The organism is Nonomuraea sp. NPDC001831 (genome assembly GCF_042892035.1).
Taxonomy (GTDB): Bacteria; Actinomycetota; Actinomycetes; order Streptosporangiales; family Streptosporangiaceae; genus Nonomuraea.
Genome location: NZ_JBIATU010000005.1, coordinates 1 through 24080, shown reverse-complemented (window position 1 = coordinate 24080; position 24080 = coordinate 1). Strand labels below are relative to the sequence as shown.

General features: G+C 72.2%; 26 protein-coding genes. 10 read left to right on the top strand and 16 right to left on the bottom strand.

Translation table 11 applies throughout. The features are described 5' to 3' along the window. Positions 1 to 169: 169 nt before the first annotated feature. The gene (locus ACFYYW_RS18095) at positions 170 to 1951 is read left to right on the top strand and encodes an ABC transporter ATP-binding protein (RefSeq protein WP_387650063.1); all 1782 of its coding nucleotides are present in this window, start codon (positions 170 to 172) and stop codon (positions 1949 to 1951) included. Then, the gene (locus ACFYYW_RS18090; RefSeq protein WP_352324110.1) at positions 1948 to 3780 is read left to right on the top strand and encodes an ABC transporter ATP-binding protein; all 1833 of its coding nucleotides are present in this window, start codon (positions 1948 to 1950) and stop codon (positions 3778 to 3780) included. The genes ACFYYW_RS18095 and ACFYYW_RS18090 overlap by 4 nt, the downstream gene beginning before the upstream one ends. 43 nt (positions 3781 to 3823) lie before the next feature. On the opposite strand, the gene ACFYYW_RS18085 is transcribed toward ACFYYW_RS18090, so the two are convergent. The 6 genes from ACFYYW_RS18085 to ACFYYW_RS18060 form a co-directional block, all read right to left on the bottom strand. Continuing rightward, positions 3824 to 4264 carry a hypothetical protein gene (locus tag ACFYYW_RS18085; RefSeq protein WP_387650061.1) on the bottom strand — a complete coding sequence of 147 codons (441 nt, stop codon included), beginning with the start codon at positions 4262 to 4264 and terminating at the stop codon, positions 3824 to 3826. 166 nt (positions 4265 to 4430) lie between these two features. Then, a complete protein-coding gene (locus ACFYYW_RS18080; RefSeq protein ID WP_352324108.1) occupies positions 4431 to 4736 on the bottom strand; it encodes a hypothetical protein in 306 nt (101 codons plus the stop codon). A 58-nt stretch (positions 4737 to 4794) separates the two neighbouring features. Next, a complete protein-coding gene (locus ACFYYW_RS18075) occupies positions 4795 to 5124 on the bottom strand; it encodes a DUF202 domain-containing protein (protein ID WP_352324107.1) in 330 nt (109 codons plus the stop codon). After that, complete coding sequence (locus ACFYYW_RS18070) at positions 5125 to 5451, bottom strand: DUF202 domain-containing protein (RefSeq protein ID WP_352324106.1); 327 nt, start codon at positions 5449 to 5451, stop codon at positions 5125 to 5127. It lies immediately after the preceding gene. 47 nt (positions 5452 to 5498) lie between these two features. Then, positions 5499 to 5885 (bottom strand): hypothetical protein, encoded by a 387-nt coding sequence (locus tag ACFYYW_RS18065; RefSeq protein ID WP_352324105.1) that lies wholly within the window; start codon positions 5883 to 5885, stop codon positions 5499 to 5501. 45 nt (positions 5886 to 5930) lie between these two features. Next, entirely contained in the window at positions 5931 to 7115 is a 1185-nt protein-coding gene (locus ACFYYW_RS18060) for an aminotransferase class I/II-fold pyridoxal phosphate-dependent enzyme (protein ID WP_387650059.1), read from the bottom strand. Positions 7116 to 7288: 173 nt separating this feature from the next. Between ACFYYW_RS18060 and ACFYYW_RS18055 the strand changes: the two genes are divergently transcribed. Continuing rightward, entirely contained in the window at positions 7289 to 7546 is a 258-nt protein-coding gene (locus tag ACFYYW_RS18055) for a ubiquitin carboxyl-terminal hydrolase 14 (protein WP_387650058.1), read from the top strand. A 42-nt stretch (positions 7547 to 7588) separates the two neighbouring features. Here ACFYYW_RS18055 and ACFYYW_RS18050 read toward each other — a convergent pair whose 3' ends face one another. After that, positions 7589 to 9193, bottom strand: a complete 1605-nt coding sequence (locus ACFYYW_RS18050) for a Na+/H+ antiporter (RefSeq protein WP_352324102.1) — start codon at positions 9191 to 9193, stop codon at positions 7589 to 7591. 63 nt (positions 9194 to 9256) lie between these two features. Beyond that, positions 9257 to 10315 (bottom strand): hypothetical protein, encoded by a 1059-nt coding sequence (locus ACFYYW_RS18045; RefSeq protein WP_387650056.1) that lies wholly within the window; start codon positions 10313 to 10315, stop codon positions 9257 to 9259. A 392-nt stretch (positions 10316 to 10707) separates the two neighbouring features. Between ACFYYW_RS18045 and ACFYYW_RS18040 the strand changes: the two genes are divergently transcribed. Continuing rightward, a complete protein-coding gene (locus ACFYYW_RS18040; protein WP_387650054.1) occupies positions 10708 to 12681 on the top strand; it encodes an ATP-dependent DNA helicase in 1974 nt (657 codons plus the stop codon). A gap of 136 nt (positions 12682 to 12817) precedes the next feature. Here ACFYYW_RS18040 and ACFYYW_RS18035 read toward each other — a convergent pair whose 3' ends face one another. Genes ACFYYW_RS18035 through ACFYYW_RS18010 form a run of 6 tightly spaced genes read right to left on the bottom strand, consistent with a single transcriptional unit; the run spans position 12818 to position 17409 of the window. Then, the gene (locus ACFYYW_RS18035) at positions 12818 to 13570 is read right to left on the bottom strand and encodes an SGNH/GDSL hydrolase family protein (RefSeq protein WP_352324099.1); all 753 of its coding nucleotides are present in this window, start codon (positions 13568 to 13570) and stop codon (positions 12818 to 12820) included. Then, positions 13567 to 14001 carry a type II 3-dehydroquinate dehydratase gene (gene aroQ / locus ACFYYW_RS18030; RefSeq protein ID WP_352363963.1) on the bottom strand — a complete coding sequence of 145 codons (435 nt, stop codon included), beginning with the start codon at positions 13999 to 14001 and terminating at the stop codon, positions 13567 to 13569. The genes ACFYYW_RS18035 and aroQ overlap by 4 nt, the downstream gene beginning before the upstream one ends. Continuing rightward, on the bottom strand, positions 13998 to 15068 hold the full coding sequence (gene aroB / locus ACFYYW_RS18025) for a 3-dehydroquinate synthase (RefSeq protein WP_387650052.1): 1071 nt from the start codon (positions 15066 to 15068) through the stop codon (positions 13998 to 14000). The genes aroQ and aroB overlap by 4 nt, the downstream gene beginning before the upstream one ends. Beyond that, positions 15065 to 15565, bottom strand: a complete 501-nt coding sequence (locus ACFYYW_RS18020) for a shikimate kinase (RefSeq protein WP_352324096.1) — start codon at positions 15563 to 15565, stop codon at positions 15065 to 15067. Before ACFYYW_RS18020 ends, aroB begins: the two co-directional genes overlap by 4 nt. A gap of 37 nt (positions 15566 to 15602) precedes the next feature. Continuing rightward, entirely contained in the window at positions 15603 to 16784 is a 1182-nt protein-coding gene (aroC, locus tag ACFYYW_RS18015; RefSeq protein WP_352324095.1) for a chorismate synthase, read from the bottom strand. 43 nt (positions 16785 to 16827) lie between these two features. Beyond that, the gene (locus ACFYYW_RS18010; protein WP_352324094.1) at positions 16828 to 17409 is read right to left on the bottom strand and encodes an A24 family peptidase; all 582 of its coding nucleotides are present in this window, start codon (positions 17407 to 17409) and stop codon (positions 16828 to 16830) included. 266 nt (positions 17410 to 17675) lie between these two features. On the opposite strand from ACFYYW_RS18010, the gene ACFYYW_RS18005 reads away from it, so the two are divergent. Together ACFYYW_RS18005 and ACFYYW_RS18000 are read left to right on the top strand one after the other, a co-directional pair. After that, positions 17676 to 18059 carry a hypothetical protein gene (locus ACFYYW_RS18005; protein ID WP_352324093.1) on the top strand — a complete coding sequence of 128 codons (384 nt, stop codon included), beginning with the start codon at positions 17676 to 17678 and terminating at the stop codon, positions 18057 to 18059. 23 nt (positions 18060 to 18082) lie between these two features. Then, positions 18083 to 18463, top strand: a complete 381-nt coding sequence (locus ACFYYW_RS18000; RefSeq protein WP_352324092.1) for a hypothetical protein — start codon at positions 18083 to 18085, stop codon at positions 18461 to 18463. A 303-nt stretch (positions 18464 to 18766) separates the two neighbouring features. On the opposite strand, the gene ACFYYW_RS17995 is transcribed toward ACFYYW_RS18000, so the two are convergent. Next, positions 18767 to 19306, bottom strand: coding sequence for an SseB family protein (locus ACFYYW_RS17995; protein ID WP_387650050.1), 540 nt, complete (start codon positions 19304 to 19306; stop codon positions 18767 to 18769). A 184-nt stretch (positions 19307 to 19490) separates the two neighbouring features. On the opposite strand from ACFYYW_RS17995, the gene ACFYYW_RS17990 reads away from it, so the two are divergent. Continuing rightward, entirely contained in the window at positions 19491 to 20099 is a 609-nt protein-coding gene (locus ACFYYW_RS17990; RefSeq protein ID WP_387650049.1) for a nucleotidyltransferase family protein, read from the top strand. A 90-nt stretch (positions 20100 to 20189) separates the two neighbouring features. Here ACFYYW_RS17990 and ACFYYW_RS17985 read toward each other — a convergent pair whose 3' ends face one another. After that, the gene (locus ACFYYW_RS17985) at positions 20190 to 21281 is read right to left on the bottom strand and encodes a ring-opening amidohydrolase (RefSeq protein WP_387650047.1); all 1092 of its coding nucleotides are present in this window, start codon (positions 21279 to 21281) and stop codon (positions 20190 to 20192) included. Between the two features lie 180 nt (positions 21282 to 21461). Here ACFYYW_RS17985 and ACFYYW_RS17980 point away from each other — a divergent pair, with 180 nt between their 5' ends. The 3 genes from ACFYYW_RS17980 to ACFYYW_RS17970 all read left to right on the top strand — a co-directional run bounded on the left by ACFYYW_RS17980 (position 21462) and on the right by ACFYYW_RS17970 (position 23990). Next, positions 21462 to 22130 carry an alpha/beta fold hydrolase gene (locus ACFYYW_RS17980; RefSeq protein ID WP_387650045.1) on the top strand — a complete coding sequence of 223 codons (669 nt, stop codon included), beginning with the start codon at positions 21462 to 21464 and terminating at the stop codon, positions 22128 to 22130. A gap of 59 nt (positions 22131 to 22189) precedes the next feature. Further along, a complete protein-coding gene (locus tag ACFYYW_RS17975) occupies positions 22190 to 22870 on the top strand; it encodes a TMEM175 family protein (RefSeq protein ID WP_387650043.1) in 681 nt (226 codons plus the stop codon). An 88-nt stretch (positions 22871 to 22958) separates the two neighbouring features. Further along, positions 22959 to 23990 carry an aromatic acid exporter family protein gene (locus tag ACFYYW_RS17970; RefSeq protein ID WP_387650042.1) on the top strand — a complete coding sequence of 344 codons (1032 nt, stop codon included), beginning with the start codon at positions 22959 to 22961 and terminating at the stop codon, positions 23988 to 23990. Positions 23991 to 24080 lie beyond the last annotated feature (90 nt).

The following is a 24080-nucleotide window of genomic DNA, read 5'->3' as shown; positions in this document are numbered from 1 at the left end:
AGCCCGGGCCGCGCCCGCGCCGCAGGTGGACGTGTGCCCGGCCGTCCGGACGACGGCGAGCGCGGGGTCGCCGGACGTGCCGTGAGGGTCTCGTTTCTGCCCGTAACCTGCAGAAACCCCCACATATACCGCAAAAAATGGGTTGATCCCACGTATTAATCTGGATGGGATGCCTCCCGATACTGACACACCTCGCCGTCCCCTGCTGTCCTCCAACTCCCTGTGGCGGATGAAGTCCTACCTCCGCCCGTACGCCGCCAGACTGGTGCTCATCTGGCTGGCCGCGATCCTCAGCATCGCCGCGAGCATCGCGCTCCCCCTGATCAGTGAGAAGGTCATCGACGGTCCCGTGACGCGGGGCGACTCCGACGGGCTGCTCCCGCTCGGTCTCATCGCCCTGGGCGTGGGCGTCGTGGAGGCCGGGCTGATCTTCCTGCGGCGCTGGACCCAGGTCAAACCCGTCCTCGGGCTGGAGACCGCGATCCGCGACGACCTCTACGAGCACCTGCAGCGCCTGCCGATGGGCTTCCACGGCGACTGGCAGTCGGGCCAGTTGTTGTCGCGCGCCACGACGGACCTGTCCACGATCCGCCGCTTCCTCGGCTTCGGCATGCTCTTCCTGGTGATGAACGTCCTGCAGCTCATCACGGTGACCGTGCTCCTGCTGAACAAGTACTGGCCGCTCGGGCTGCTGGTGCTGGCCTCGGCCGTGCCGATCGTGTGGACGTCCCTGCGGTTCGAGAAGCGGTACATCAAGATCTCCCGCCAGGTCCAGGACGAGCAGGGCGACCTCGCCACGCTCGTCGAGGAGTCGGCCATCGGCATCCGGACGATCAAGGCGTTCGGCCGCCGCCACCACGTCTACGACCGCTACGACGAGGCGGCCCGCAAGGTGTACGGCAGCTCGGTCGACAAGGCGACCCTGTCGGCCCGGTTCTTCGCCTTCCTGGAAGTCATCCCCAACGTCACCCTCGCCCTGGTGCTGCTGCTCGGCGCCCTCGCGGTGGGCTCCGGCTCGATGACGCTGGGCACGCTGGTCGCCTTCACGACCCTGATGCTCCAGCTCGTCTGGCCGATCGCCAGCCTCGGCTACATCCTGGCCATGGCCCAGGAGGCGATGACCTCCGCCGACCGGGTCATGGAGGTCATGGACACCGTCCCGGCGATCGAGAGCGGCACCCGCACGATCGAGCTGCCCCGGGGCCACCTGCGGTTCGAGGGCGTCGGGTTCGCCTTCCCCGGCGCCGACGAGCCGGTGCTGCGCGACGTCTGGCTGGACGTGCGCCCCGGCGAGACGGTCGCGATCGTCGGCGCGACCGGCGCGGGCAAGACCACGCTGACCGCGCTGGTGCCCCGGCTGCTCGACGCCACCACGGGCCGCGTCACCATCGACGGCGAGGACGTGCGCGACCTCGACCTGACCACGCTGCGCTCGCTGGTGGCCACCGCGTTCGAGGAGCCGACGCTGTTCTCCATGAGCGTGCGCGAGAACCTCATGCTCGGCCGGCTCGACGCCACCGAGGAGGAGCTGGCCGCCGCGATCGCCACCGCCCAGGCCGGCTTCGTGTACGACCTGCCCTGGGGCCTGGACACCCGCATCGGCGAGCAGGGCCTGTCGCTGTCCGGCGGGCAGCGGCAGCGGCTCGCCCTGGCGCGGGCGGTGCTGAGCAGGCCGCGGGTGCTCGTCCTCGACGACACCCTGTCCGCGCTCGACGTGGAGACCGAGGCGCTGGTGGAGGAGGCGCTGCGGCACGTCCTGCGCGAGGCGACCGGCATCGTGGTCGCCCACCGCGCCTCGACCGTGCTGCTGGCCGACAAGGTGGCGCTGCTGCGCGACGGCACCATCACCCACGTCGGCCGCCACCACGAGCTGCTGGCCGACGTGCCCGAGTACCGGGAGCTGCTGGCCCAGGACGCCGACTTCGACCCCTCGGAAGGAGCCCTGCGATGACCACCGCCCCCGTCTCCTCCTGGCGCGGCGTGGCCTCCGAGGAGCAGGACGAACTGCCGGAGAAGGTGTCGGTGCTGCTGCGGGAGCGCTCCCGCAGGCTGCTCGGCGACCTGCTGCGTCCGTACCGCAAGGCCATCGCGCTGCTCACCGCGATCATCGTCGTCTCGAACGCCGCCGCGCTGGCGATCCCGTACCTGGTCAAGGTGGGGATCGACGACGGCATCCCGCCGATGACCCGCGGGTCGGGGCCGGAGATCCTGCTGGTCGTGGTCGGCGTGATCCTGGCCGCTGCCGTCACGCAGGCGCTCACCCGGCAGGCGTTCCTGCGCCTGTCGGGGAAGATCGGCCAGAGCGTGCTGCTGGAGCTGCGCAGGCGGGTGTTCGACCACTTCCAGCGGCTGTCGCTGAGCTTCCACGAGAAGTACACCTCGGGCCGGGTCATCTCCCGGCTGACCTCCGACATCGAGGCCATCTCCGAGCTGCTCCAGTCGGGCTTCGACGGGCTGGTCAAAGCGGTGCTGACGATGTTCGGCACGGCCGGCCTGCTGCTCATCCTCGACGTGCACCTCGGCCTGGTGGCGCTGGTCCCGCTGCCGCTGCTGCTGCTGTTCACGCGGTGGTTCCGGCGGCAGTCGGTGATCGTCTACCGGCGGACGCGGGAGACGGTCGCCCTGGTGATCGTGCACTTCGTGGAGTCGATGACCGGCATCCGCGCGGTGCAGGCGTTCCGCAGGGAGCCGCGCAACCAGGAGATCTTCGCCCAGCTCAACGACGACTACCGGGACGCCAACGCGCGCAGCATGGTCCTGGGCGCGGAGTTCATGTTCGGCATCAAGCTGATCGGCAACCTGACCGTGGGCGGGGTGCTGCTCTACGGCGGCTACCTGGCGATCCAGGGCGAGGTCACGGTCGGCGTGCTGGCCGCGTTCCTGCTGTACCTGCGGCAGTTCTACGAGCCGATGCAGGAGCTCAGCCAGTTCTACAACACGCTGCAGTCGGCGGGCGCGGCCTTGGAGAAGCTGTCGGGCGTGCTGGAGGAGGAGCCGGGCGTGCCGGAGCCGCGCCGGCCCGAGCCGCTGCCCCAGCAGGCCCGCGGCATGGTCCGCTTCGAGGACGTGCGCTTCGCCTACGTCGAGGAGATGCCGATCCTGCCCGGCCTCGACCTGACGATCCCCGGCGGGCAGAGCGTGGCGCTGGTCGGCGCGACCGGCGCGGGCAAGACGACGCTGGCCAAGCTGATCTCCCGCTTCTACGACCCGACCGCGGGCCGCGTGCTGCTCGACGGGGTCGATCTGCGCGACCTGGACGAGACGACGCTGCGCCAGGCCGTCGTCATGGTGACGCAGGAGAACTTCCTGTTCAGCGGCACGGTCGCGGACAACATCAGGTTCGGCCGGCCGGACGCCACCGACCGGCAGGTCCGCGAGGCGGCCAAGGCGATCGGCGCGCACGAGTTCGTCGCCGGGCTGCCCGACGGCTACGACACCGAGGTCGGCAAACGCGGCGGGCGCATGTCGGCGGGCCAGCGGCAGCTCATCGCGTTCGCCAGGGCGTTCCTCGCCGACCCCGCGGTGCTCATCCTCGACGAGGCCACCTCCAGCCTCGACGTGCCGAGCGAGCGGCTGGTGCAGCGGGCGCTGCGCACGATCCTCGCCGACCGCACCGCGCTGATCATCGCCCACCGGCTCTCGACCGTGGAGATCGCCGACCGGGTGCTGGTCATGGAGGCCGGCCAGGTCGTCGAGGACGGGCCGCCCGACCGGCTCATCGCCGCCTCGGGCCGCTTCGCCGGGCTGCACCGGGCCTGGCTGGAGAGCCTGAGCCAGTGACCGTGACGCCGCCGGCCCACCGGGCCGGCGGCGCGCGGGCGCGTCAGTGGTGGACGGGCGCGACGGCCACGAGGCCGCGGTACAGCTCGTACCCGACGAACAGGGCGACGGGCACCCCGATCGCGACGAGCAGCCGACCGGCCAGAGGCGTCCCCGCCAGGGGCGCCTTCGGCTCCTCCAGCGCCGGACCCGACGCGGCGCCGAGCTCGGGCACGAGCTGGGGCCGCACTTCCGGGTCCGGCCGCAGCTCAGGGTGCCTGGCCAGGTAACCGCTGGGGAACGACGTCACGTGGTAGGCGCCGCATCCCGGGCAGCACGTGCCCGATGAAGGAGGTTGCACGGCAACGCCGGAGCTGAGCCAGATCTCGACCTGATTGCCGTGGTCGTCGGCGAAATGCCGGACGACGAATTCCTCCTCCCAGACACGCAGACAGCGCAGGCACTCGAAGGGCCAGGTCTCGCGGGTCTCGAACCCGTCACGCACGAGGATCACCCCCGGATGGGGATTCAGTGGTCTAGACCTGAGTCTCCGCCTGACCCCGCGCCTGCGCAAGACGCACCTTATGACACTTCAAGCTACGAAACGCTTACCAAGTGTCATGGTTTAGCGCCGTTTTTCGGCACTTGCCCGCCCGCCGTCGCGTCTCCCGTCAGTACGGACGCCGCGGCGGCACCGGGCTGAGCAGCGGCGTGGCGTCGGGCACGACGGGCTCGTCCGACCGGAACAGCTCCGGATGACGGGCGAGATAGCCGGCCGGGAACGTGGTGGTCTGCTGACAGCCGCACTGCGGGCAGATCACCCCGTACGACGGCGGCGGCACCACGAGCCCGTCCCTGAGCCAGATCTCGGCGGCGTTCCCGTGCTCGTCGTCGACGTGCCGGACGAGGTAGTCCTCTTCCCAGACGTGCCAGCAGCCGCGGCACTCGAAGGGCAGGGTCCTGCGTTCTTCCTCCACTGAGGTCACCCCCTCTCTACGAGTGTCCGCCTCACCTGCGGAACATCGCAAGCCGGGGTCACCGGACCGTGAGCACGAAGGTGGCCGCGCCGAGCACGACGCTGAGGGTGCCGAGCCAGGCGAACAGCGCGTCGAGGCCCGCGTCGATGGGCCGTCCGCCGTGCAGGGCCTCCTGGACCCGGCGGAAGCGCACCCCCGTCCTGATCAGCAGGACCGCGCCGCACAGCGCGGCCAGCGCGAACCCCGCGACGGCCACGGCGGGCAGGCCGTGGCGCACCGCGAGCCCGGCGGCGCCGAGCCCGCCCGTGGCCAGCGCCACGGCGGTGCGGACCCAGGCGAGCCGGGTGCGCTCGCTCTGCAGGCCCTCGTCCCAGATCTCCTGTGACATCTACACCGACAGGATGATGAGCACGAGGGCGACGATCGCCACGGTGGCCACGCCGTACCCGAAGACCGCCGCGAGGGCGGGCGGCGGGAGCGGCGCCTGGTTGCGCAGGGCACGCTGGATGTTGCGCCAGCGCGGATAGGCCATGCCCGCGGCCAGCGCGGACAACGACACCAGCATGACCGCCAGCACCGTGCGCACCCACGGCACGAACACCTCGGAGGGCACCGCCGCCATGGCCACCCCGCCCGCGCTGAGCGCCAGCGCCGTGCTCAGCCACGTGAGGAAGGTGCGCTCGTTGGCCAAGGTGAAACGCGGGTCGGGCTCCATGCCTTATATGGTAATTCGTCCCCTTTTCCCCTAGAGAAGCCGGGATTTCAGCTGCACGCCTTGGCGACCTGCTGGGCGTAGTCGACCGCCTCGCTGCCCACCTTCTGGGCCGCGTCGACGGCGTCGTTGACGTTCTGGACGTCGATCCCGCCCAAAGTCTTGGCAAGGTCTTCGCTGGCCTGCTTGAGCGTGGTGTTGGCGGCCTTGTCGGCCACGTCGTTGAGCTTGCCCGCGGCGTCGTCGAGCGCCTTCTCCATGGCCTTGGGGTCGTCGGTGAGGTCCTTGACCTTGGCGGCCAGGTCGGTGACGATCTTCGGCGCCTCCAGGCATGCCTGGGCCTTGTCGATCGTGTCGTTGACCTCGCCGCACCCGGCGGCCAGGACGCATACGGCGAACAACGCCAGGGGCACGAACCGGCTCTTGATGAGTCGCATACCTCGACCTTACCCAGCGCCCCGCGCCCGCGGCGGCGCGCGCGATCAGTGAACAAGCCCCGTTCGACGGCCGGCGGCGGCGAAGGCGGCCGCGATCCGGTCGAGCTGGGCGTCGGTGTGGGTGGCGGTGAGGCTGACCCGGATGAGCGCCTGCCCCGGCGGCACCCCCGGCGAGATCATGGCCGTGGTGAACACCCCTTCGTCGAACAGCTCCCGCCACAACCGGAAACACAGCAGGTCCTCCCCCACCGGCACGGCGATGACCGGACGGTCCGACGGCACGACGGCGTACCCCAGCCCGGCCAGCTCGCCGCTCAGCCGCCCGGCCGCCGCCCGCAACCGGGCCCGCCGCTCGGGCTCGGCGACGACGATCTCCAGGGCGGCCAGCGCGGCGGCGGCGCAGGCCGGGGACAGCGCGGCGGTGAACACCATGGACCGCGCGTGGTGGCGCAGGTAGAGGATGATCTCCTCCGGCCCGGCGACCGCGCCGCCGATCGTGCCGAACGACTTGGAGAAGGTGACGGTCTGCACGTCCACGGCCTCCTCCAGGCCGTGCGCCTCGGCGGCGCCGCGACCGGCGTCCCCGAGCAGGCCGGCGTCGTGGGCGCTGTCCATCACGACGCGGGCTCCGTACGCGCGGGCGAGCTTGGCGATGCCCGGCAGGTCGCACACGTCGCCCGAGGTGGAGAACATGCCCTCGGTCACGATCACCCGGCCGGCGTCCGGGTCGGCCGCGGCCAGCAGCCGTTCCAGGTGGTCCATGTCGTTGTGCCGGTAGCGGCGTAACCGGGCTCCGCCCAGGCGTACGGCGTCGATGAGGCAGGCGTGCACCAGCCGGTCGCCGAGCACCACGTCGCCGGGCCCCAGCAGCGCGCCCAGCGCGAGGTTGGCCAGGTAACCGGCGCTGGTCACCATGACCGCCGGACGCCCGAGGAACTCCGCGAGCCGCGCCTCCAGCTCCTCGTGCAGCGCGAGAGAGCCGTTCGTCAGCCGCGAACCGCCGCTGCCCGCCCCGAGCCGGCGGATCGCCGCGACGGCGGCCTCCTTGACGCGCGGGTCCCCCGAGAGCCCGAGGTAGTCGTTGGACCCGGCCTGCACCAGCACCCGCCCGCCGACCACCACCTCCCCGTCGCCCGGCCGCTCCTGGATCGCGTGGTAGTACGGATAGACGCCCAGCTCCTTGACCGGCTGGTACCCGGGCAGACGACACTTCGCGAACACATCGGCCATGCCTTCTCACTCCCCTGAGCGCGGACCCCCTGAGAAGAGTCTGGTCGACCACCCCGCGAACCGCGCGGACGTCGTGCTCCGAAGGCCCGGAACGCACGGCGTTCTCGCAGGCCAGGGCCCGGACAGGAGGTCTGGGCGGAAGGCGTCGGCGGCCGGGTCCTAGGATCTGATTCATGGCAATGTGCGAGCATCTTTCCCAGGCCGACGACCCGGCGGCGAAGACCCCAGAGGGCTGCGAGGAGTGCCTGGCCAGCGGCAGCCGATGGGTGCATCTGCGGCGCTGCCTGGAGTGCGGCCACATCGGCTGCTGCGACTCCTCGCCCAACAAGCACGCGACCAAGCACTTCCACGAGACCGCGCACCCGGTGATCCAGTCGTTCGAACCGGGCGAGGGCTGGCGCTGGTGCTTCGTGGACAACCAGATGGGCTGACCCGGCCGGCGCCCTCGCGGGGCCCGGCGGGGTCCGGCGGGGTCAGCGTTCGAGGATGGCCTCCTCGAAGTCGAGCTGGGCCATCACCTCGCGCAGCACCTCGTCGTCGAGGCGGCGCTCGTCGCGCAGGCGGACGAACACCTCGCGCTCGGCCGTGAGCATGTCACGGCGCAGCCGCCGGTAGATGCTGCTGGGGGTCTCGGCGCCGCCCTGCGCGGTGCCGCCGCCCAGGCGTTCCCACGCGGTCAGCGACCGCCGCCACGACTTCTCCCTGAGCTGGTCGATGACCTGCTTCTTGATCTCGTCGGGCTCGCCCTCCTGCTCGACCAGCCGTTCCAGCTCGGCCAGGCCCGCCTCCAGCGCGGCCTGCTGGGCGGCCGCCTCGGCCAGCGTGTCCTCGTAGCGCTCCTGCTCGCTCGACACGCGCAGCTTCCTGATCAGCGCCGGGAACGTCATGCCCTGGATCAGCAAGGTGCCGATCACCGTGGTGAACGTCAGGAACAGCAGCATGGCCCGGTCGCGGGCCGGGATCTCGGGCGGGATGGAGAACGCCGCCGCGAGCGAGACCACGCCCCGCATGCCGGCCCAGCCCAGGATCACCGTCTGCTGCGGGCTGGGCGCCGGGCCCCGCCGGACGAGCTTGACCAGCGGGGTGAAGGCGAACACCCACACGAACCTCGACACGATCGTCACCGCGAGCACCGCCAGCGCGTAGCCGGCGACCTGCCAGGGGCCGTAACCGGTGATGCCCTTGACCACGGTCACGAGCTGCAGCCCGATGAGCGCGAAGACGATCGACTCCAGGAAGAAGTCGGTGACCTTCCACACCGCGTCGGACACCAGCCGGGTGCCGAACCCCCGCTGGTGCATGCGGTTGCCCAGGTAGAGGCCGACGACCACGACGGAGATCACGCCCGAGGCGTGCACCGGCTCGGGCCCGAGCCCGGAGACGTGCACGGACTCGGCCGCGAGATAGGCCGCGAACGGGATCAGCAACATCAGCGTGTTCTCGACCAGCGAGTCGCGGGTGTGCTGGAACACCCAGGCGAACACGAACGCCAGCGCCAGCCCGATCGCCACGCCGCCGAGCGCCGCGAACAGGAACTGCGCCACCCCCTGGAGCAGGTCGATGCTGCCGCCCACGGCCGCCCCGATGGCCACCCGGTAGGCCGTCAGCGCCGTGGCGTCGTTGAACAGGCTCTCGCCGATGAGGATCGTCAGCGACCTGCGCGGCAGCCCGAGCCGCCGGCCCACGGCGACGGCCGCGACGGCGTCGGGCGGCGCGATGATCGCGCCGAGCGCGAAGGCGGCGGCCAGCGGCAGCTGCGGCAGCAGCAGGTGGACGACCAGCCCCACCACGGCCGTGGTGAACAGCACCAGACCGATGGACAGCAGCGCCACGGCCCGCTTGACGTCACGCAGCCGCAGGTAGGAGCTGTCGAGCGCGGCCGAGTAGAGCAGCGGCGGCAGGAACACGAACAGCACCAGCTCCGGCTGCAACGGCACGGCCGGCACCAGCGGCGAGACCAGCAGGCCGGCCGCGACCAGCAACAGCGGGGCCGGCCAGCCCCGCCGCCGGGCGACCGCCGCGACCGCGACCGCGCCACCGGCCATCAGCAGCAGTTGCAGGCCCATGGTCGGGTTCAACGACGCTCCTCCAGCTCGCCCGGGTGGATGCCGAGAGCGTACCCGGCGGGCGGGAGGAGGGTGTCACCACTCCCGGCGGTCGTGCCCGTCGCCGTAGTCCTGCTGCTGGTCGGGGCGCAGACGTTCGCCGGTCGAGAACAGGGGGTCCGTCACGTAGGGACGGCCCATGTTCGGGTCGGACGACTGCGGCGGGTACTCCTGGCGGCCGAGCGCCAGCAGCGGGTCGACCGGGTTGGGCTGCGCGGGCTGCTGGTAGCCCTGGTAGGTGTCGGCCGCGCGGTAGGAGTCCTGGGCGGGCGCGGGGTTGCGCCTGCGGCCGGCGCCGGGGATGCCGTGCATGGGAGTGCCGAGCCCCGCCGTGCTCTGCGGCTGCGCCTGAGAGGGGGGCTGGGGCTGGGACGGCGGCTGCTGGTAGGAGCCGTAGGAGTCGGAGGAGTACTGCTGGGCCGGCGGGAAGGGGTCGGCGGCCTGCGACGGGAACCCGAGCGGGTCGGTGCTCAGCGGCGCGGGGCGGCGCTGGCCGGCGGGCAGCTGGTAGACGGGCTCGCCGCTGTCGACGTACTGGGGGCCGGTGAAGGGGTCGCCCGCGTACTGCGGGCCGCTCAGCGGATCGCCGGTGTACTGCGGGCCGCTCAGCGGGTCGCCCGTGTACTGCGGGCCGCTGAAGGCGTCGCCCGTGTACTGCGGGCCGCTCAGCGGGTCGCCCGTGTACTGCGGGCCGCTGAACGGGTCGCCGGTGTAGTGGGGGCCGCTGTGCGGGTCGCCGGGGTACTGGGCGGCGGGCTGCTCGACGTACTGGGGGCCGGTGAAGGGGGTGCGCTCGCCGTACGACGGCGTCTCCCGGGGGCCGGTGGTCTCGCTGTAGGAGGCCACCAGTTTGTCCTGCGGCGCCGGGCCGCGCGCGACCAGCACGTCGTTGGGCGACAGCGACGCGGTGGGCCGCTCGTCGAGCGCGGGCGGCGGAGGCTGCTGGGCGTGCTGGGGCGGCCGATGGTAGGTCCCGGTGCCAGGCATGACCTCGGTGCCCGGATCGGCGGCGGGCACCGCGGGCTGCTCGCCCGTGGCCTCGGCGTAGCCGTCGTCGAGCGTGTCGAGCAGCCTGCCGACGTCCTCCATCGGCATGCGGAAGCTCGCTGTGCACATCTCCCCTCGCCACAGGCTGAGGACGAGTGTGCCCTCATGCCACGTGACCCGGAGGCACCGCTCCTGACCTCGTGCATCGAAGAAGACTTCGCCGAACGACGGCAACGGGACAACTTCCGACATGGCAGACATACTGCTTTAACCAGCCTTTATTCGTCCACTCAACCCCGGAAAACCCTACCTAACCGCTCTCACCATCGAGACCGTGAACCCCATCGATCACACCTGCAAGCTCTTCCTGACCAGTTGAAGTTCCGCTCGACAGTGTGCCATGCGAGTCCCGCGCGGAGCCCGCGAACGCCGGGATGCGCATGACCGGACACAGGGCGTCCCGGCGCGTCGGCCCGGGATTGCGGGTACCGTTGACGACCGTGCCGGACTCCCATCTCCCGTCAGTGGACGAACTGCTCAGCATCGCGGTCGGCGCTCTCGGAGGGAGCGAACGGCAGGGCCAGATCACCATGGTCAAGGCCGTCCAGAAGGCCATCGACGACGAGGAGCACCTGGCCGTCCAGGCGGGCACGGGCACCGGCAAGTCGCTGGCGTACCTGGTGCCCTCGATCCGGCACGCCATGGACAGCGACACCCCCGTCGTGATCTCCACGGCCACCATCGCGCTGCAGCGCCAGCTCGTCGACCGCGACCTGCCCCGGCTGGCCGAGGCGCTGGGCAAGGAGCTGCCGCACGAGCCGACGTTCGCCATACTCAAGGGCCGGCGCAACTACCTGTGCCGCTACAAGGCGACGGCGGGCTGGCCCGAGGAGGACGAGCAGGACCAGCTCTTCGACCCGCGCGAGGTGAGCGCGACCGGCCGCATGGTCCAGCGCATCCAGGAGTGGGCCGACGAGACCGAGACGGGCGACCGCGACGAGCTGGTGCCCGGCGTCAGCGAGCAGGCCTGGCGGCAGTTCTCGGTGAGCGCGCAGGAGTGCCTGGGCGCCACCCGCTGCCCGAGCGGCCCCGAGTGCTTCGCCGAGCTGGCCAGGGCGCGCGCGGGCGAGGTCGACGTCGTGGTGACCAACCACGCGCTGCTGGCCATCGACGCCATGGGCGACCTGCCGGTGCTGCCCGAGCACGAGGTCGTGGTCGTCGACGAGGCCCACGAGCTGGTCGACCGGGTCACCTCGGTGGTCACCGCCGAGCTGTCGGAGGCGTCGGTGATGCTGGCCGTGCGCCGCGTCGGCCGGCTGATCGAACAGCCGCTCGCCGACCAGCTCATGGAGGCGGGCGAAGACCTCAAGGCGCTGCTGGCCGCCGCGCCGCCCGGCCGCATCGACGAGCTGCCGCAGGTGCTCGGCCTCACGTTGCAGCTCATCCGCGACACGGCCTGGCGCTGCATCACCGCCATGGGCCCGCGCAACGCCGACAAGGACGACCCCGACAAGGCCGGCCAGCGCAAGGCCGCCTTCACCGCGCTCGACGAGGTGCACGACACCGCCGTCCGCATGCTCGACGCCTACGGCCACGCCTCCGAGGCCGACCGCGCCGAGGTGGTCTGGCTCGACGGCGCCACCGACCGACGTCCGCCCATGTTGCGGGTCGCGCCGCTGAGCGTGAGCGGCATGCTGCGCGACCGGCTGTTCGGCGAGCGCACGGTGGTGCTCACCTCCGCCACGCTCGCGCTCGGCGGCACGTTCGACGGGCTGGCCGCGCAGTGGGGGCTGGGCGACAGCAAGCGCTGGCAGGGCATCGACGTCGGCTCGCCGTTCGACCACCCGCGCGCCGGCATCCTCTACGTCGCCAAACACCTCCCCCAGCCGGGCCGCGACGGGCTGCCGCAACAGTATCTCGACGAGATCACCGAGCTCATCGAGGCGGCCGGCGGCCGCACGCTGGGCCTGTTCTCCTCGATGCGCGCCGCCAAGGCCGCCACGGAGGCGCTGCGCGAGCGGCTCGACGTGCCGCTGCTGTGCCAGGGCGACGACTCGACCATGCTGCTGGTCAAGCAGTTCGCCGAGGACGAGCCGACCTGCCTGTTCGGCACGTTGTCGCTGTGGCAGGGGGTCGACGTCCCCGGGCCGTCGCTGCGGCTGGTCATCATCGACCGGGTGCCGTTCCCGCGTCCCGACGATCCGCTCACCTCGGCCCGGCAGCGGCACGTCGCGGCGCGCGGCGGCAACGGGTTCATGGCGGTGGCGGCCAACCACGCCGCCCTGCTGCTGGCCCAGGGCGCCGGCCGGTTGCTGCGCGCCCAGGACGACAAGGGCGTCATCGCGGTCCTTGACCCGCGCCTGGCCACCGCCCGGTACAGCGGTTTCCTGATGGGGTCGTTGCCGCCGTTCTGGCGTACCACCGACCCGGCCGTCCCCCGCGCCGCGCTCAAGCGCCTGTCCGCCGAGTCCTGACCGTCGCGGGCCCGCGAGGCCACGGAGCCGGGCAGGGCGGGCTCGCGTGACGGTGGCCCGCCGGTGCAGGGTCAGCAGGCGTCTCCTGGAAAGGCCACCGGCCCCGTACGGCGGGCGGCCTGACCGGTCAGGGCGGCTAGAACGGGGTGAGGTCGGGGCGCTTCGGGGTGAGGCCGTCGCCGGAGGAGGTGCCGCGCAGGCGGCGGGACATCCACGGCACCAGGTGCTCGCGGATCCACTGGGCGTCCTCGCGGCGCCGCGCCCGCGGGTCGACCAGCCGCTCCGGCCACTCCTTGCGCCAGTCGTCGAACGGCACCCCGAGCACGTCGAGCACGCGGGCCGCCACCAGCCGGTGGCCGTCCTCGTTCATGTGCAGGCGGTCGGCGCTCCAGGCCCGCCAGTCGCGCAGCCCCTGCATCGACCACTGGTCGACCAGCCGGCAGCCGTAGAGGTCGGCGATGGAGCGGATGTGCAGGTAGAAGATGGCGAAACGACCGCGCAGCCGCCGCATCAGCGGTGTGTCGCGCGGATCGACGCCGGTGAACAGCAGCACGTCCGCGCCGCCGGCCCGCAGGTCGCGCACCGCGCGGGCCAGGCGCTTGGCCATCACGTCGGGGTCGCTGCCCGGCCGCAGCAGGTCGTTGCCGCCCGCGCAGAAGCTGACCAGGTCGGGGCCCATCTCGATGGCCCGCGGCACCTGCTCGGTGATGATCTGGTCGAGCAGCTTGCCGCGGACGGCCAGGTTCGCGTAGCGGAACGCCGGGTCGTCGGCGGCGAGCCGTTCGGCGACCCGGTCGGCCCAGCCGCGGTAGTGCCCGTCGGGGCCTGGATCGTTCAGTCCTTCGGTGAAACTGTCCCCGAGTGCGACGAAGGACTTGTATTGCCTCATGAGCTGCTGTTCATCTCCGCGATAGCGTGTAGCGCCAGGACGTAGGACTGTAGTCCGAATCCGGCGATCGTGCCCGTCGCCACCCCGGCGACGACCGAGGTGTGGCGAAACTCTTCCCTCGCCGCGGGGTTGCTGATGTGCACCTCGACGAGCGGGGCGGTGCGCTGGGCGATGGCGTCGCGCACGGCGTAGGAGTAGTGGGTGAAGGCGGCCGGGTTGAGCACGACGGGGATGCGGCCGTCGGCGGCCTCGTGCAGCCAGCCGATCAGCTCGGCCTCGTCGTCGGTCTGGCGCACCTCGACCTGCTCGCCGAGCTTGCGGCCGGTCTCGCGGCACAGCTCGGCGAGGTCCTCCAGCGTCTCGGCCCCGTAGACGTCGGGCTCTCGGGTGCCGAGCCGGCTCAGGTTGGGGCCGTTGAGCACGAGGATCATCGTGCGATCTCCTTGTAGGCGGCTTCGAGCAGCTCTTCGGCGGGGTCTTCGAGGCGCCCGGGCCTGGCCAGGTCGTCGAGGACGACGAAGCGCTGCTTGGCCCCCCGGTTCTTCTTGTCCAGCCGCATGTGGTCGCGCAGCCGCGGCCAGGCGCCGGCGTGGTAGGAGATCGGCAGGCCCACGGAGGTGAGGATCGCGCGGGTGCGGGCGGTCAGGTCGGCGCGGCCGGACAACCGGGACAGCTCGGCCGCGTAGACCATGCCGATGGCGACCGCCTCGCCGTGGCGGATCGTGTAGTGCTCGTCGCGCTCGATGGCGTGGGCGAGCGTGTGGCCGTAGTTGAGGATCTCGCGCAGGCCCTGCTCGCGCAGGTCGGCGCCCACGACGCCGGCCTTGACGCGGATCTTGCGCTCGATCAGCTCGCGGGTGTGGGGGCCGTCGGGCCTGGTGGCCCCCTCGGGGTCGGACTCGACCAGCGTGAGGATCTGCGGGTCGGCGATGAAGCCGCCCTTGATGATCTCGGCGAGCCCCGCCACGTAGTCGGCCTTCGGCATGCCGGGCAGCACGGCCAGGTCGCAGAGCACCCCGGCGGGTGGCAGGAACGTGCCCACCAGGTTCTTGCCCTCGGGCGTGTCGATGCCGTTCTTGCCGCCGACGGCGGCGTCGACCATGGCCAGCAGCGTCGTCGGCACGAGCACGACCTGCACGCCGCGCAGCCAGGTGCCGGCCACGAACCCGGCCAGGTCGGTCGTCGCGCCGCCGCCCACGCCCACGACGGCGTCGGAGCGGGTCAGGCCGTGGCGGCCGAGCGCGGACCACAGGCCGGCGGCCACCTCGGGCGTCTTGCACGCCTCGCCGTCGGGGACGGGCAGGTCGGCCACCTCGTAGCCGGCCTCGGCCAGCGCCGCGAGGACCGGGCGGGACAGCTCGGGCAGGCCCTGCGGGCGGACGACGGCGACCGTGCGCACGCCCGGCCGCAGCAGGCCCGGCAGCTCGGCCTGCACGCCGCTGCCCACCACGACGTCGTAGGGGCTGTCGCCGGATACGGGGATCCGCGTCGCGGTCATGCCGGCAGGCCCTCCAGGATCTCGTCGGCGAGCTCGCCGGGGTCGCGCTTGTCGGTGGCGAGCGTGACCACGGCCAGGCGCTCGTAGACCGGCCGCCGCTCCTCCATCAGCTTCTTGAGCTGGCTGCGCGGGTTGAGCACGAGCAGCGGCCTGGCCGAGCCGAGCCCGACCCGCTGGACCGCGTCGGCCAGGCCCACCTGCAGGTAGACGACGTGGTGACCGGCGAGCAGCGCCTGGGTCTCCTCGTTGAGCACGGCGCCGCCGCCGAGCGACAGGACGCCGTCGTGCTCGGCCAGGGCACGGCGCACGGCCTGGTGCTCCAGCTCGCGGAAGCGGGCCTCGCCGTCCTCGACGAAGATGTCGGAGACCGGCTTGCCGGCCACCTCCTCGACGTCGGCGTCGGTGTCGCGGAAGGCGACGCCGAGCCGCTCGGCCAGCAGCCGCCCGATCGTGGTCTTGCCCGATCCGGGCGGGCCGATGAGCACGGCTCTGGTCACTGGTCGCTCACCCCTTCTCGTTCGCTCCGCGCGGCCGTCACTTGATCACCATCGAGGAGAGGTAGCCGGACAGGTTGCGGGCGACCTCCTCCACCGAGTCGCCGCCGAACTTCTCCAGGGCCGCGTCGGCCAGCACCAGCGCGACCATGGCCTCGGCCACGATGCCCGCGGCCGGGACGGCGCACACGTCGGAGCGCTCGTGGTGGGCCTTGGCCGCCTCGCCGGTCTTGACGTCGATCGTGGCCAGGGCCCTGGGCACGGTGGAGATGGGCTTCATGGCGGCGCTGACCCGCAGGACCTCGCCGTTGGTCATGCCGCCCTCGACGCCGCCCGCGCGGTTGGTGACGCGCTTGACGCCGTTCTCGGCGGTGTACTCGATCTCGTCGTGGGCGCGCGAGCCGGGCCGGCGGGCGGTCTCGAAGCCGTCGCCGACCGCGACGCCCTTGATCGCCTGGATGCCCATGAGGGCCGCGGCGAGCCGGGAGTCGAGCCTGCGGTCCCAGTGGGTGTAGCTGCCCAGGCCGGGCGGCAGGCCGTAGGCGAGCACCTCGACGACGCCGCCGAGCGTGTCGCCCTCCTTGTGCGCCTGGTCGATCACGGCGACCATGGCGGCGCTGCCCTCGGGGTCGGAGCAGCGGACCGGGTCTTCGTCGATCCTGGCCAGGTCGCCGGGGCCGGGCAGCACGTCGGTCGGGGTCTGCGCGCCGCCGATGGAGGTGACGTGGCTGACGATGTCGACGCCGAGCGCCTGCTTCAGGAAGCGCCTGGCGACCTCGCCGAGCGCGACGCGAGCCGCGGTCTCGCGGGCGCTGGCCCGGTCGAGCACCTGGCGGGCGTCGTCGAAGCCGTACTTCTGCATGCCGGCCAGGTCGGCGTGGCCGGGGCGGGGACGGGACCGCGGCGCGTTGCGGGCCAGGCCCTCCAGCTCGGCCGGGTCGACCGGGTCGGCCGACATGACCTTCTCCCACTTGGGCCACTCGGTGTTGCCGACGCGGACGGCGACCGGGCTGCCCATGGTGCGGCCGTGGCGCACGCCGCCGACGATCGTCACCTGGTCCTGCTCGAACTTCATCCGCGCGCCGCGGCCGTAGCCGAGCCTGCGGCGGCGCAGGGCCTCGTCGATCGCGGCCGTGGTCACCTCGACCCCGGCGGGCAGTCCTTCGAGGATGGCAACGAGTTCGGGGCCGTGGGACTCTCCGGCCGTCAACCAGCGCAACATGACTCCAAGTCTTCCACGTGCGGCCGGGTGGGATGTCCGTCGTTCACCAGCCGAGACAGAGCGCCACGAAAGCACCGAGCAGCATGAACGGCCCGAAGGGGAACTGGGTGTGCCGGTCGCCCCGCCCCGTGAGCAGCAGGGCGACCGCGTACAGCGCGCCGAGCACCTGCCCGGCGAACGCCGCGGCCACCCACGTCTGCCAGCCCATCGCCGCCGCCGCCATGCCGATGAGCCCGGCCAGCTTGACGTCGCCGAGGCCCATCGCGGCCGGCCTGGCGAACCACAACAGGCCGTAGACGGCCGCCAGGGCCGCCGCGCCGAGCAGCGCGCGCGGCAGCTCCCCGGTGGGGAGCAGGGTCAGTGCGATGATCGGGTACGCGGGCAGCGTGATCGCATCGGGCAGCAGGGTGGTGCGCCAGTCGATGACCGCCAGCGCCGTGCCGGCCAGCGCGAGACCGGCGTACGGCGGCCCGGCGAGCCAGGCGGTCAGCGCCGTCACTGCGGCGGTCAGCAGTTCCACGCCGGGCGGCCAGGACGGCGGGGACGCGAGGTCGTCGTAGGCGTCGGCCAGCGCCCTGACCCGGGGGCCGGCGACCAGACCGAGCAGCGCCATCAGTGCGACCACGAGCAGACCCTAATGCGGCGGCCCGGCGGCCGTCCCGGGATCGCGGCGGGCGGCCCGGGTATGGCGTGCGCCAAGAGCGAACCCGCGTCCCGGCGGGCCCTCGCGCCACGGACGGACGCCCGCGACGCACGCCGGCGGTCATGGGTTCGGGGGCGATCCCCCAAGGAACTTTGATCGTCTCGGCCGGGGTGGCACGCGGCTTGCGGGGTGGTCAGGAACCTACTTTCTGTCGTGGCCCCCCGGAAGAGTGACCGAGAGGAAGACCCATGTTCCGTGGCATCCTGGCCGGCGGCCTCGCGCTGAGCGCCGCAAGCCTCATCATGACCGGCCCCGCCGCGTACGCCGACCTGCAGGCCCCTTACGCGCGGGCCGCGGCGATCGTCGACGCGGACGGCGAGCTGAACAACGGCAAGAACATCCTCAAGACGTGGCGGGCCTCGACCGGACGCTACTGCGTGATGGTCGACAGGCACGTCACCACGTCTACCGCGGTGATCCAGATCACCCCGCGGGCGCCCCGCCGCCTGCCGTTCATCGCCTACCGGAACTCGTCGGCGACCTGCCACGAGTCCAACACCATCACCGTCGGCGTCTACGACACCAGCAGCGGCCGGCTCGCCGACGGCGGCTTCGACCTGACCATCTCCTGACCGCGAACCGAGGGAGCACCCCTATGAACATCATCCGGCGCGCCGCCGGCGTCGCGCTCGTCGCGGCGGCCGTCCTGACGCCCGCGGCGGCGTACGCGGACACTCCGTACGCCCAGGCCTCGGCCACCGTCCGGGCGGACGGCGCGGTGACCGCGAGCAAGAACGTCGAGGAGGTCAGGCGCATGTTCCGCGGGACGTACTGCGTGATCCTCAGCGACGACGTCGACTACGACGGCGACCTGGCGATCCACGTGACGCCGACGGGCCGGTCCACCTACCCGCGCTCGCTGTCGGTGCAGCGCGGGGCGGCGATCTGCGGGGGCCACTACCGGGCGGTCGCGGTTTACAGCCAGCTCGCCGACGGCGTGGCGGCCGACACCGGGTTCTACCTGACCGTCTCCTGACGACGTCCGCTCTTGGGGACGTCCGTTCCTGAGGACGTCCGCTTCTGAGGACGTCCGCTTCTGAGGACGTCCGCTTCTGAGGACGTCCGATTCTGAGGACGTCCGGTGAACGCCCCCGGCCGGTGACCGGCACCGGCCGGGGGCGTCGGCGCGTCCGGCTCACGCGAGAGCGTTCGGCTGCGCGAGAAGCGGCGTTCAGCCGTTTCCATCGGGAACGCGGTGTTAAGCCGGTTCCGCCGGAGACGCGGTGCCCAGCCGGTTCCGCTGGGGACGCGGTGTTCAGCCGTTTCGCCGACGCGGTGTTCAGCCGGTTCGGCGGGAGAACCAGCGGCGGCGGGGCGGCGGGGCGGGCTCCATCCTGGCGACGGTGACGCCGCCGAGCTGGTCCACGGTGCCGGACTCGACCGCGGCCAGCGCCCTCAGCACCTCGCCCTCGATCACGAATTGCACCGGCCCGGCCACGTCGACCACGACCGCCGCGGCCTCCTCGTGCACGGCCGCCCGGCAGACCTGGAGCGTGCCGGTCTGGATCGGGCGGGCGTCCTTGCGCCATCTGGTCAGCGCGTCGGTGCCGGTGAAGGCGAGCACCGCGTGCCTGCCGTCCTGGCCGACGAGCTTGGGCAGCGCCATCTCGCTCTCCTTCTCCTGGCGCAGCCCGTGCTCACCGACCTCGGACTCAGTCAGCAGGGCCACCACCGGCACCAGCAGCCGCGCGCCGCTCAGCGCGGCCAGCACGTCGGCGGGGCCGCACGCGCCCGCCTCGTAGGCGGCCAGGGCGGCGGCCACGGCGGGGGCGGCGCTGCCGTCGTCGTCGGGGTCGAGTGGCTGTGGGATGGTCGGCACAACGAACGAGACTACCCGCGGGCCTCACCGCCCCCGTTCCTGGAGCCGCCCTGGAGGCGTTCCGGCGGTGCTCCCCGGCGTTGCGGCGGGCTCCCTGGCGTTCCTGCGGTGCTCGTCAGCGTTCCGGCGGTGGTCGTCGGTGTTCCGGCGGTGTTCTGTCGGGGTGGGCTGCTAGACAGGTGCGGTGCGGATCTCTCGGCTCCCCCTCGACGAGCAGACTGCGGCCGTGCGGGCCGTGCTGGAGACCGACCCGGTGCTGGTGCGGGTGCTCGGCGGAGCTGTCAGGCTCGGCCTGCCCGGCTGGTGGCTGGCGGCGGGCGCGGTCGTCCAGGCGATCTGGAATCACGTGACGGGCCGTCCGCCGGGCTACGGCGTCAAAGACTATGACCTGATCTATCACGATCCGTCCGACCTGTCGTGGGAGGCGGAGGACCGCGCGATCAGGGCCGGACGGGAGCTGTTCGGCGACGTGCCGGTGGAGATCCGCAACGAGGCCCGTGTCCATCTGTGGTACGAGCGCCGCTTCGGCGTGCCGTGCCCGCCCTACGACAGCTCCGAGGCCGCGATCGACTCCTTCCCCAGCACCACGAGCGCGATCGGCGTCCGGCTCACCCCGGCCGGGGCGTGGCGGATCTACGCCCCCTACGGCGTGGCCGACGCCTTCAACCTCGTGCTGCGTCCCAACCCCCGGCAGGCGCCGCGCGAGGTCTACGAGGCCAAGGCGGCGCGCTGCGCCGAAGCCTGGCCCGAGCTGACCGTGCTCCCCTGGTGCGGGCCGGGGCCGGCCGGTTAGCCGTGGGGCCGATCGGTCAGCCGAGGCCCGGTCGGTCAGCAACGCCCCGATCGGTCAGCAACGACCCGGCCGGTCAACAACGCCGGCCGGTCAGCCGAGGTCGGCGATGGCCGCGACCGGGCCGCCGCCCGACGGCCCCTGGTGCACGGCGGCCACCGAGACGAACACCGCGGGGTCGCCGGTGACCGAGGCCGCCACCCCGCCGACGGCCGCCTTGATCTGCCGGTGCCAGTGCACGTCGGAGTCGTCCAGCATGATGTTGCGCCGCCCGCGCACCCGTCCCGACGGGTCGGCCTCGCACTTCATGAACACGTTGACCAGCCGCTCGCCGAGGTCGGAGGGGTGCGGGCGGTCCGGCAGCGGCAGCCCGGCGTCCCTGATGGCCGCCCAGATGCCGTCGGCGTCGAGCGCGTCCTTCATGACGCTGTGCCCGATGCGGTAGCGCCCGCCGACGCCGCGCACGTTCCCCACCAGCACGATCTGCGCCCGGTCCAGCTCCACCCCCGACGAGCACGACGCCACCGAGGAGTACAGCGACAGGTCCTTGTGGATCTGGTCGGCCCGGGGCATGTCGATCTCGCCGAGCGCGACGGCGATGCCGAGCGCGGTGGTGGAGTTGGACAGGTCCATCGACGGGCCGGTCTCCTCGATGGCGGTGTCCTGGCCGCGGCTCCTGGCCTCGGTGATCGTGGCCAGCGTGAGCAGCGGCGTCTTGGTCTGGACGTAGTGCACGTCGCGCGGGTCGTCGATGCCGGCGATCTTCATGGCCTCCCGCACCCCGGCGGCCACCTTCTCCACCATCGCCGGACGGCCGATGTCCTCGGGCAGGATCACCTCGCTCATCGCCACGCCCACCGACAGGCGCGGCTCGTCGCTCATCGGCGCGTCCGCCGTGGTGGCGAAGACGGTGGCGTGCGGGCTGAGGACGCCGTCGGTGCCGCCCGACCACACCAGCGGCACGCTCTCGGGGGACGGGTGGCCGTGCTCGGCCAGGACCTCGCGGAAGGCCCGGTCGGCCAGGATGCGCGTGTAGTCGTTGACGCCGCCGTTGCCCTCGGTCTTGCCGATCACCGCGAGCACCCGGCGCGCCTCGATCACCCCGTCCGCGATGAGCCGGGACAGCCCGGAGGCGTCGGTCACGCTCTCGATCGGCACCTTTCGCACTTCAATCGGGTCCGGCATGCGTTGCCCCTTCTCCAGTACCGGCTTCCCCACCGTCGCGACGCTAGCCGAGCGGCCCGGCGGGGTTCATGGGCAATGTCTGCCCATGAACGGCCGCGGCGATGTCAACGTGCGCTGGCCGGTCAAGCTCTCGGCGGAACCTTGAAGCGCACAAAAGGAGCGAAGGTAGTGTTCCCGGATGTGATTCGCGAAGCACACGTCAACGGCATCAAGCTCGCCTACCGCGAGGAGGGCGATCCCGCCGCTCCGCCGCTGGTCCTCGTCCACGGCAGGACCGCGAACCACAACGACTGGAACGGCGTCATCCGGCACTTCGCTGCCCGTCACCACGTTTTCGCCCCCGACCTGCGCGGCCACGGGGCCAGCGACCGTCCGGGCGAGTACGCGGTGGGCACGATGGCCGAGGACGTCGTGGCGCTCCTCGACCACCTGGGCCTCGACCGCGTCCGGCTGGTCGGGCACTCGCTCGGCGGCATGGTCTCCTACCACCTGGCCATGCGCCACCCCGAGCGGGTCGAGCGGCTGGTGCTGGAGGACGTCACGGCGCCGTACCCGATCAAGGGACGGCAGCCGCTGGTGGAGGACGATTCCACCGGCTTCGACTGGCGGATGATGCACCAGACCGAGCCGTTCATCGTCGACCCCGACCCGGCGCTGGCCGCCGAACTGGGGAAGATCACGGCGCCCACGCTGGTGTTGTCGGGCGGACGGCTGAGCCCGTTCGACGCCCCCGGGCTGGCCCGCCTGATCCCCGGCGCCGAACTGGTCACCATCGAGGCCGGGCACCTCATCCATGTCACCGAACGGGCCGCCTTCCTGGCCGCCGTGGACGCGTTCCTGGACAGGTGAGCCCGGGCGGGTCCGGACCTCTATGCTGGTCATCCCCCCACGAGTGACGGAGACCCGCTGTGTCCAGCCCCCCACCGGCCCCCCGGCCCGGCATGACCCCGGAGCGGGTCGGGATGTTCAGCGACGCGGTCTTCGCGATCGCGATCACGCTGCTCGTCCTGGAGATCCCCCGTCCGGCGGACGACGACTTCCGTGACCTCGCCGGCGCCCTGAGCCATCACCAGGGCTCGTTCGCGGCGTTCGTACTGGCCTTCCTGATGTTGTGGTTCAGCTGGCGGGCCCACCACACACTCTTCGACCAGCTGCACCGGGTGTCCCAGCCGGTCCTGCTGCTGCACGTGCCGCTGCTGCTGTGCTCGGCGTTCCTGCCGTACACGATGAACCTGTGGAGCGAGATGTCGGCGGCCGACGTCGACGTGCAGGCGTCCAAGGGGCTGGCGCTGGCGCTGTTCGCGGGGACGGAGGCGATCCTGATGTTCTGCCAGGGCGCGCTGTTCACGCTCGCCCTGTCGCAGGGGCTGCTCAACGCCCACGCGAGCAGGCGGCGGATGGCCACCTCGGCGTGGGTCTACTGGGGCTGCGGCGTGCTCTGGGCGGTCAGCGCCGTCCTGGCCTTCGGCGTCGGCGAGCAGTCCACGTACCTGTGGATGGCCACGCCGGTCGTGGTCGCGGTCATCGTGCTCGTCCGCAGGCGGCTCGCCGCCGGCGCGGTTCAGCCGGATGTCACGGGGCAAACGTGACCTCAATGTCACAAAGATCCGCCAAGGTGAAAAGGTGCGAACGAGGCTCAGCGATCACGTAAGGGAACGACTGGGCACGTTCGGTCTCATGGCGCCCTCGATCGTGCAGTGCGCGGTGGGCGCGGCGCTGGCCTGGATCATCGCCGTCGACCTGCTCGGGCACGCCCGGCCGTTCTTCGCGCCGATCTCCGTGCTGATCTGCGTCGGCGTGGGGCTCGGCCAGCGGCTGCGGCGCGTCGCCGAGCTGGTGGTCGGCGTGAGCCTCGGTGTTGGCGTGGGCGACCTGCTGGTGTCCTGGATCGGCTCGGGCCCCTGGCAGCTCGCGCTGGTCGTCGGGCTTGCCATGGCCGTCGCGCTGCTGCTCAACGGCGGGGCGCTGTTCGTCGCGCAGGCGGGCTCGTCGGCGGTGCTGGTGGCCACGCTGCTGCCCGGCGAGAACGCCGGCGGCCTCGACCGCATGGCCGACGCCCTCACCGGGGGCGTCATCGGCGTCGCGGCGGTCGCGCTGATGCCCGCCAGCCCGTTCACGATCGCGGCCAAACACCTGTCGGGGGTGCTGGACGCGCTGTCCACCGTCCTGGAGCAGGCGGCGGAGGCGATCGAGAAGCGGGACGTCGACCTGGCCGCCGAGGCGCTGGAGGAGGCGCGGACGACGCAGGCCGCCGTCGAGGAGTTCGCGATGGCGCTGGAGACCAGCAAGGAGATCACCATGATCTCGCCGCTGCACTGGCATCGCCGGGCCGCCCTGGCCCGGTACGAGACCGCCGCCGTCCCCGTCGACCTGGCTCTGCGCAACGCCCGGGTGATGGTCCGTCGCACGCTGGCGGCGCTGGGCGAGGCGAGCCCGCCGCCCACGGCGCTGGCCGAGGCGATGCGCGAGGTCTCGGAGGCGGCGCTGCTGCTGCAGCTGGAGCTGGCCGCCGGACGCGATCCCCTGCTGGCGCGGCAGGCGCTGCTGGCGGTGGCCGGCCGGGAACGGCCCGAGCGGCTGGGCTTCTCGGCGCACGTCATCATCGCGCAGCTGCGGTCGATCGCGGTGGACCTGTTGCAGGCGACGGGCCTGGAGCACGAGCAGGCCAGCCAGGCGCTCACCCCGCTCGACGAGCCCCACAACAGCTAGTGAGTTGATTATGAGGATGAGGGTCACCACTTGAGGTGTATTTCGTCCCTGATTCGGGGAGCTGTGGTGACGCTGACCGGCCGGTGAGGT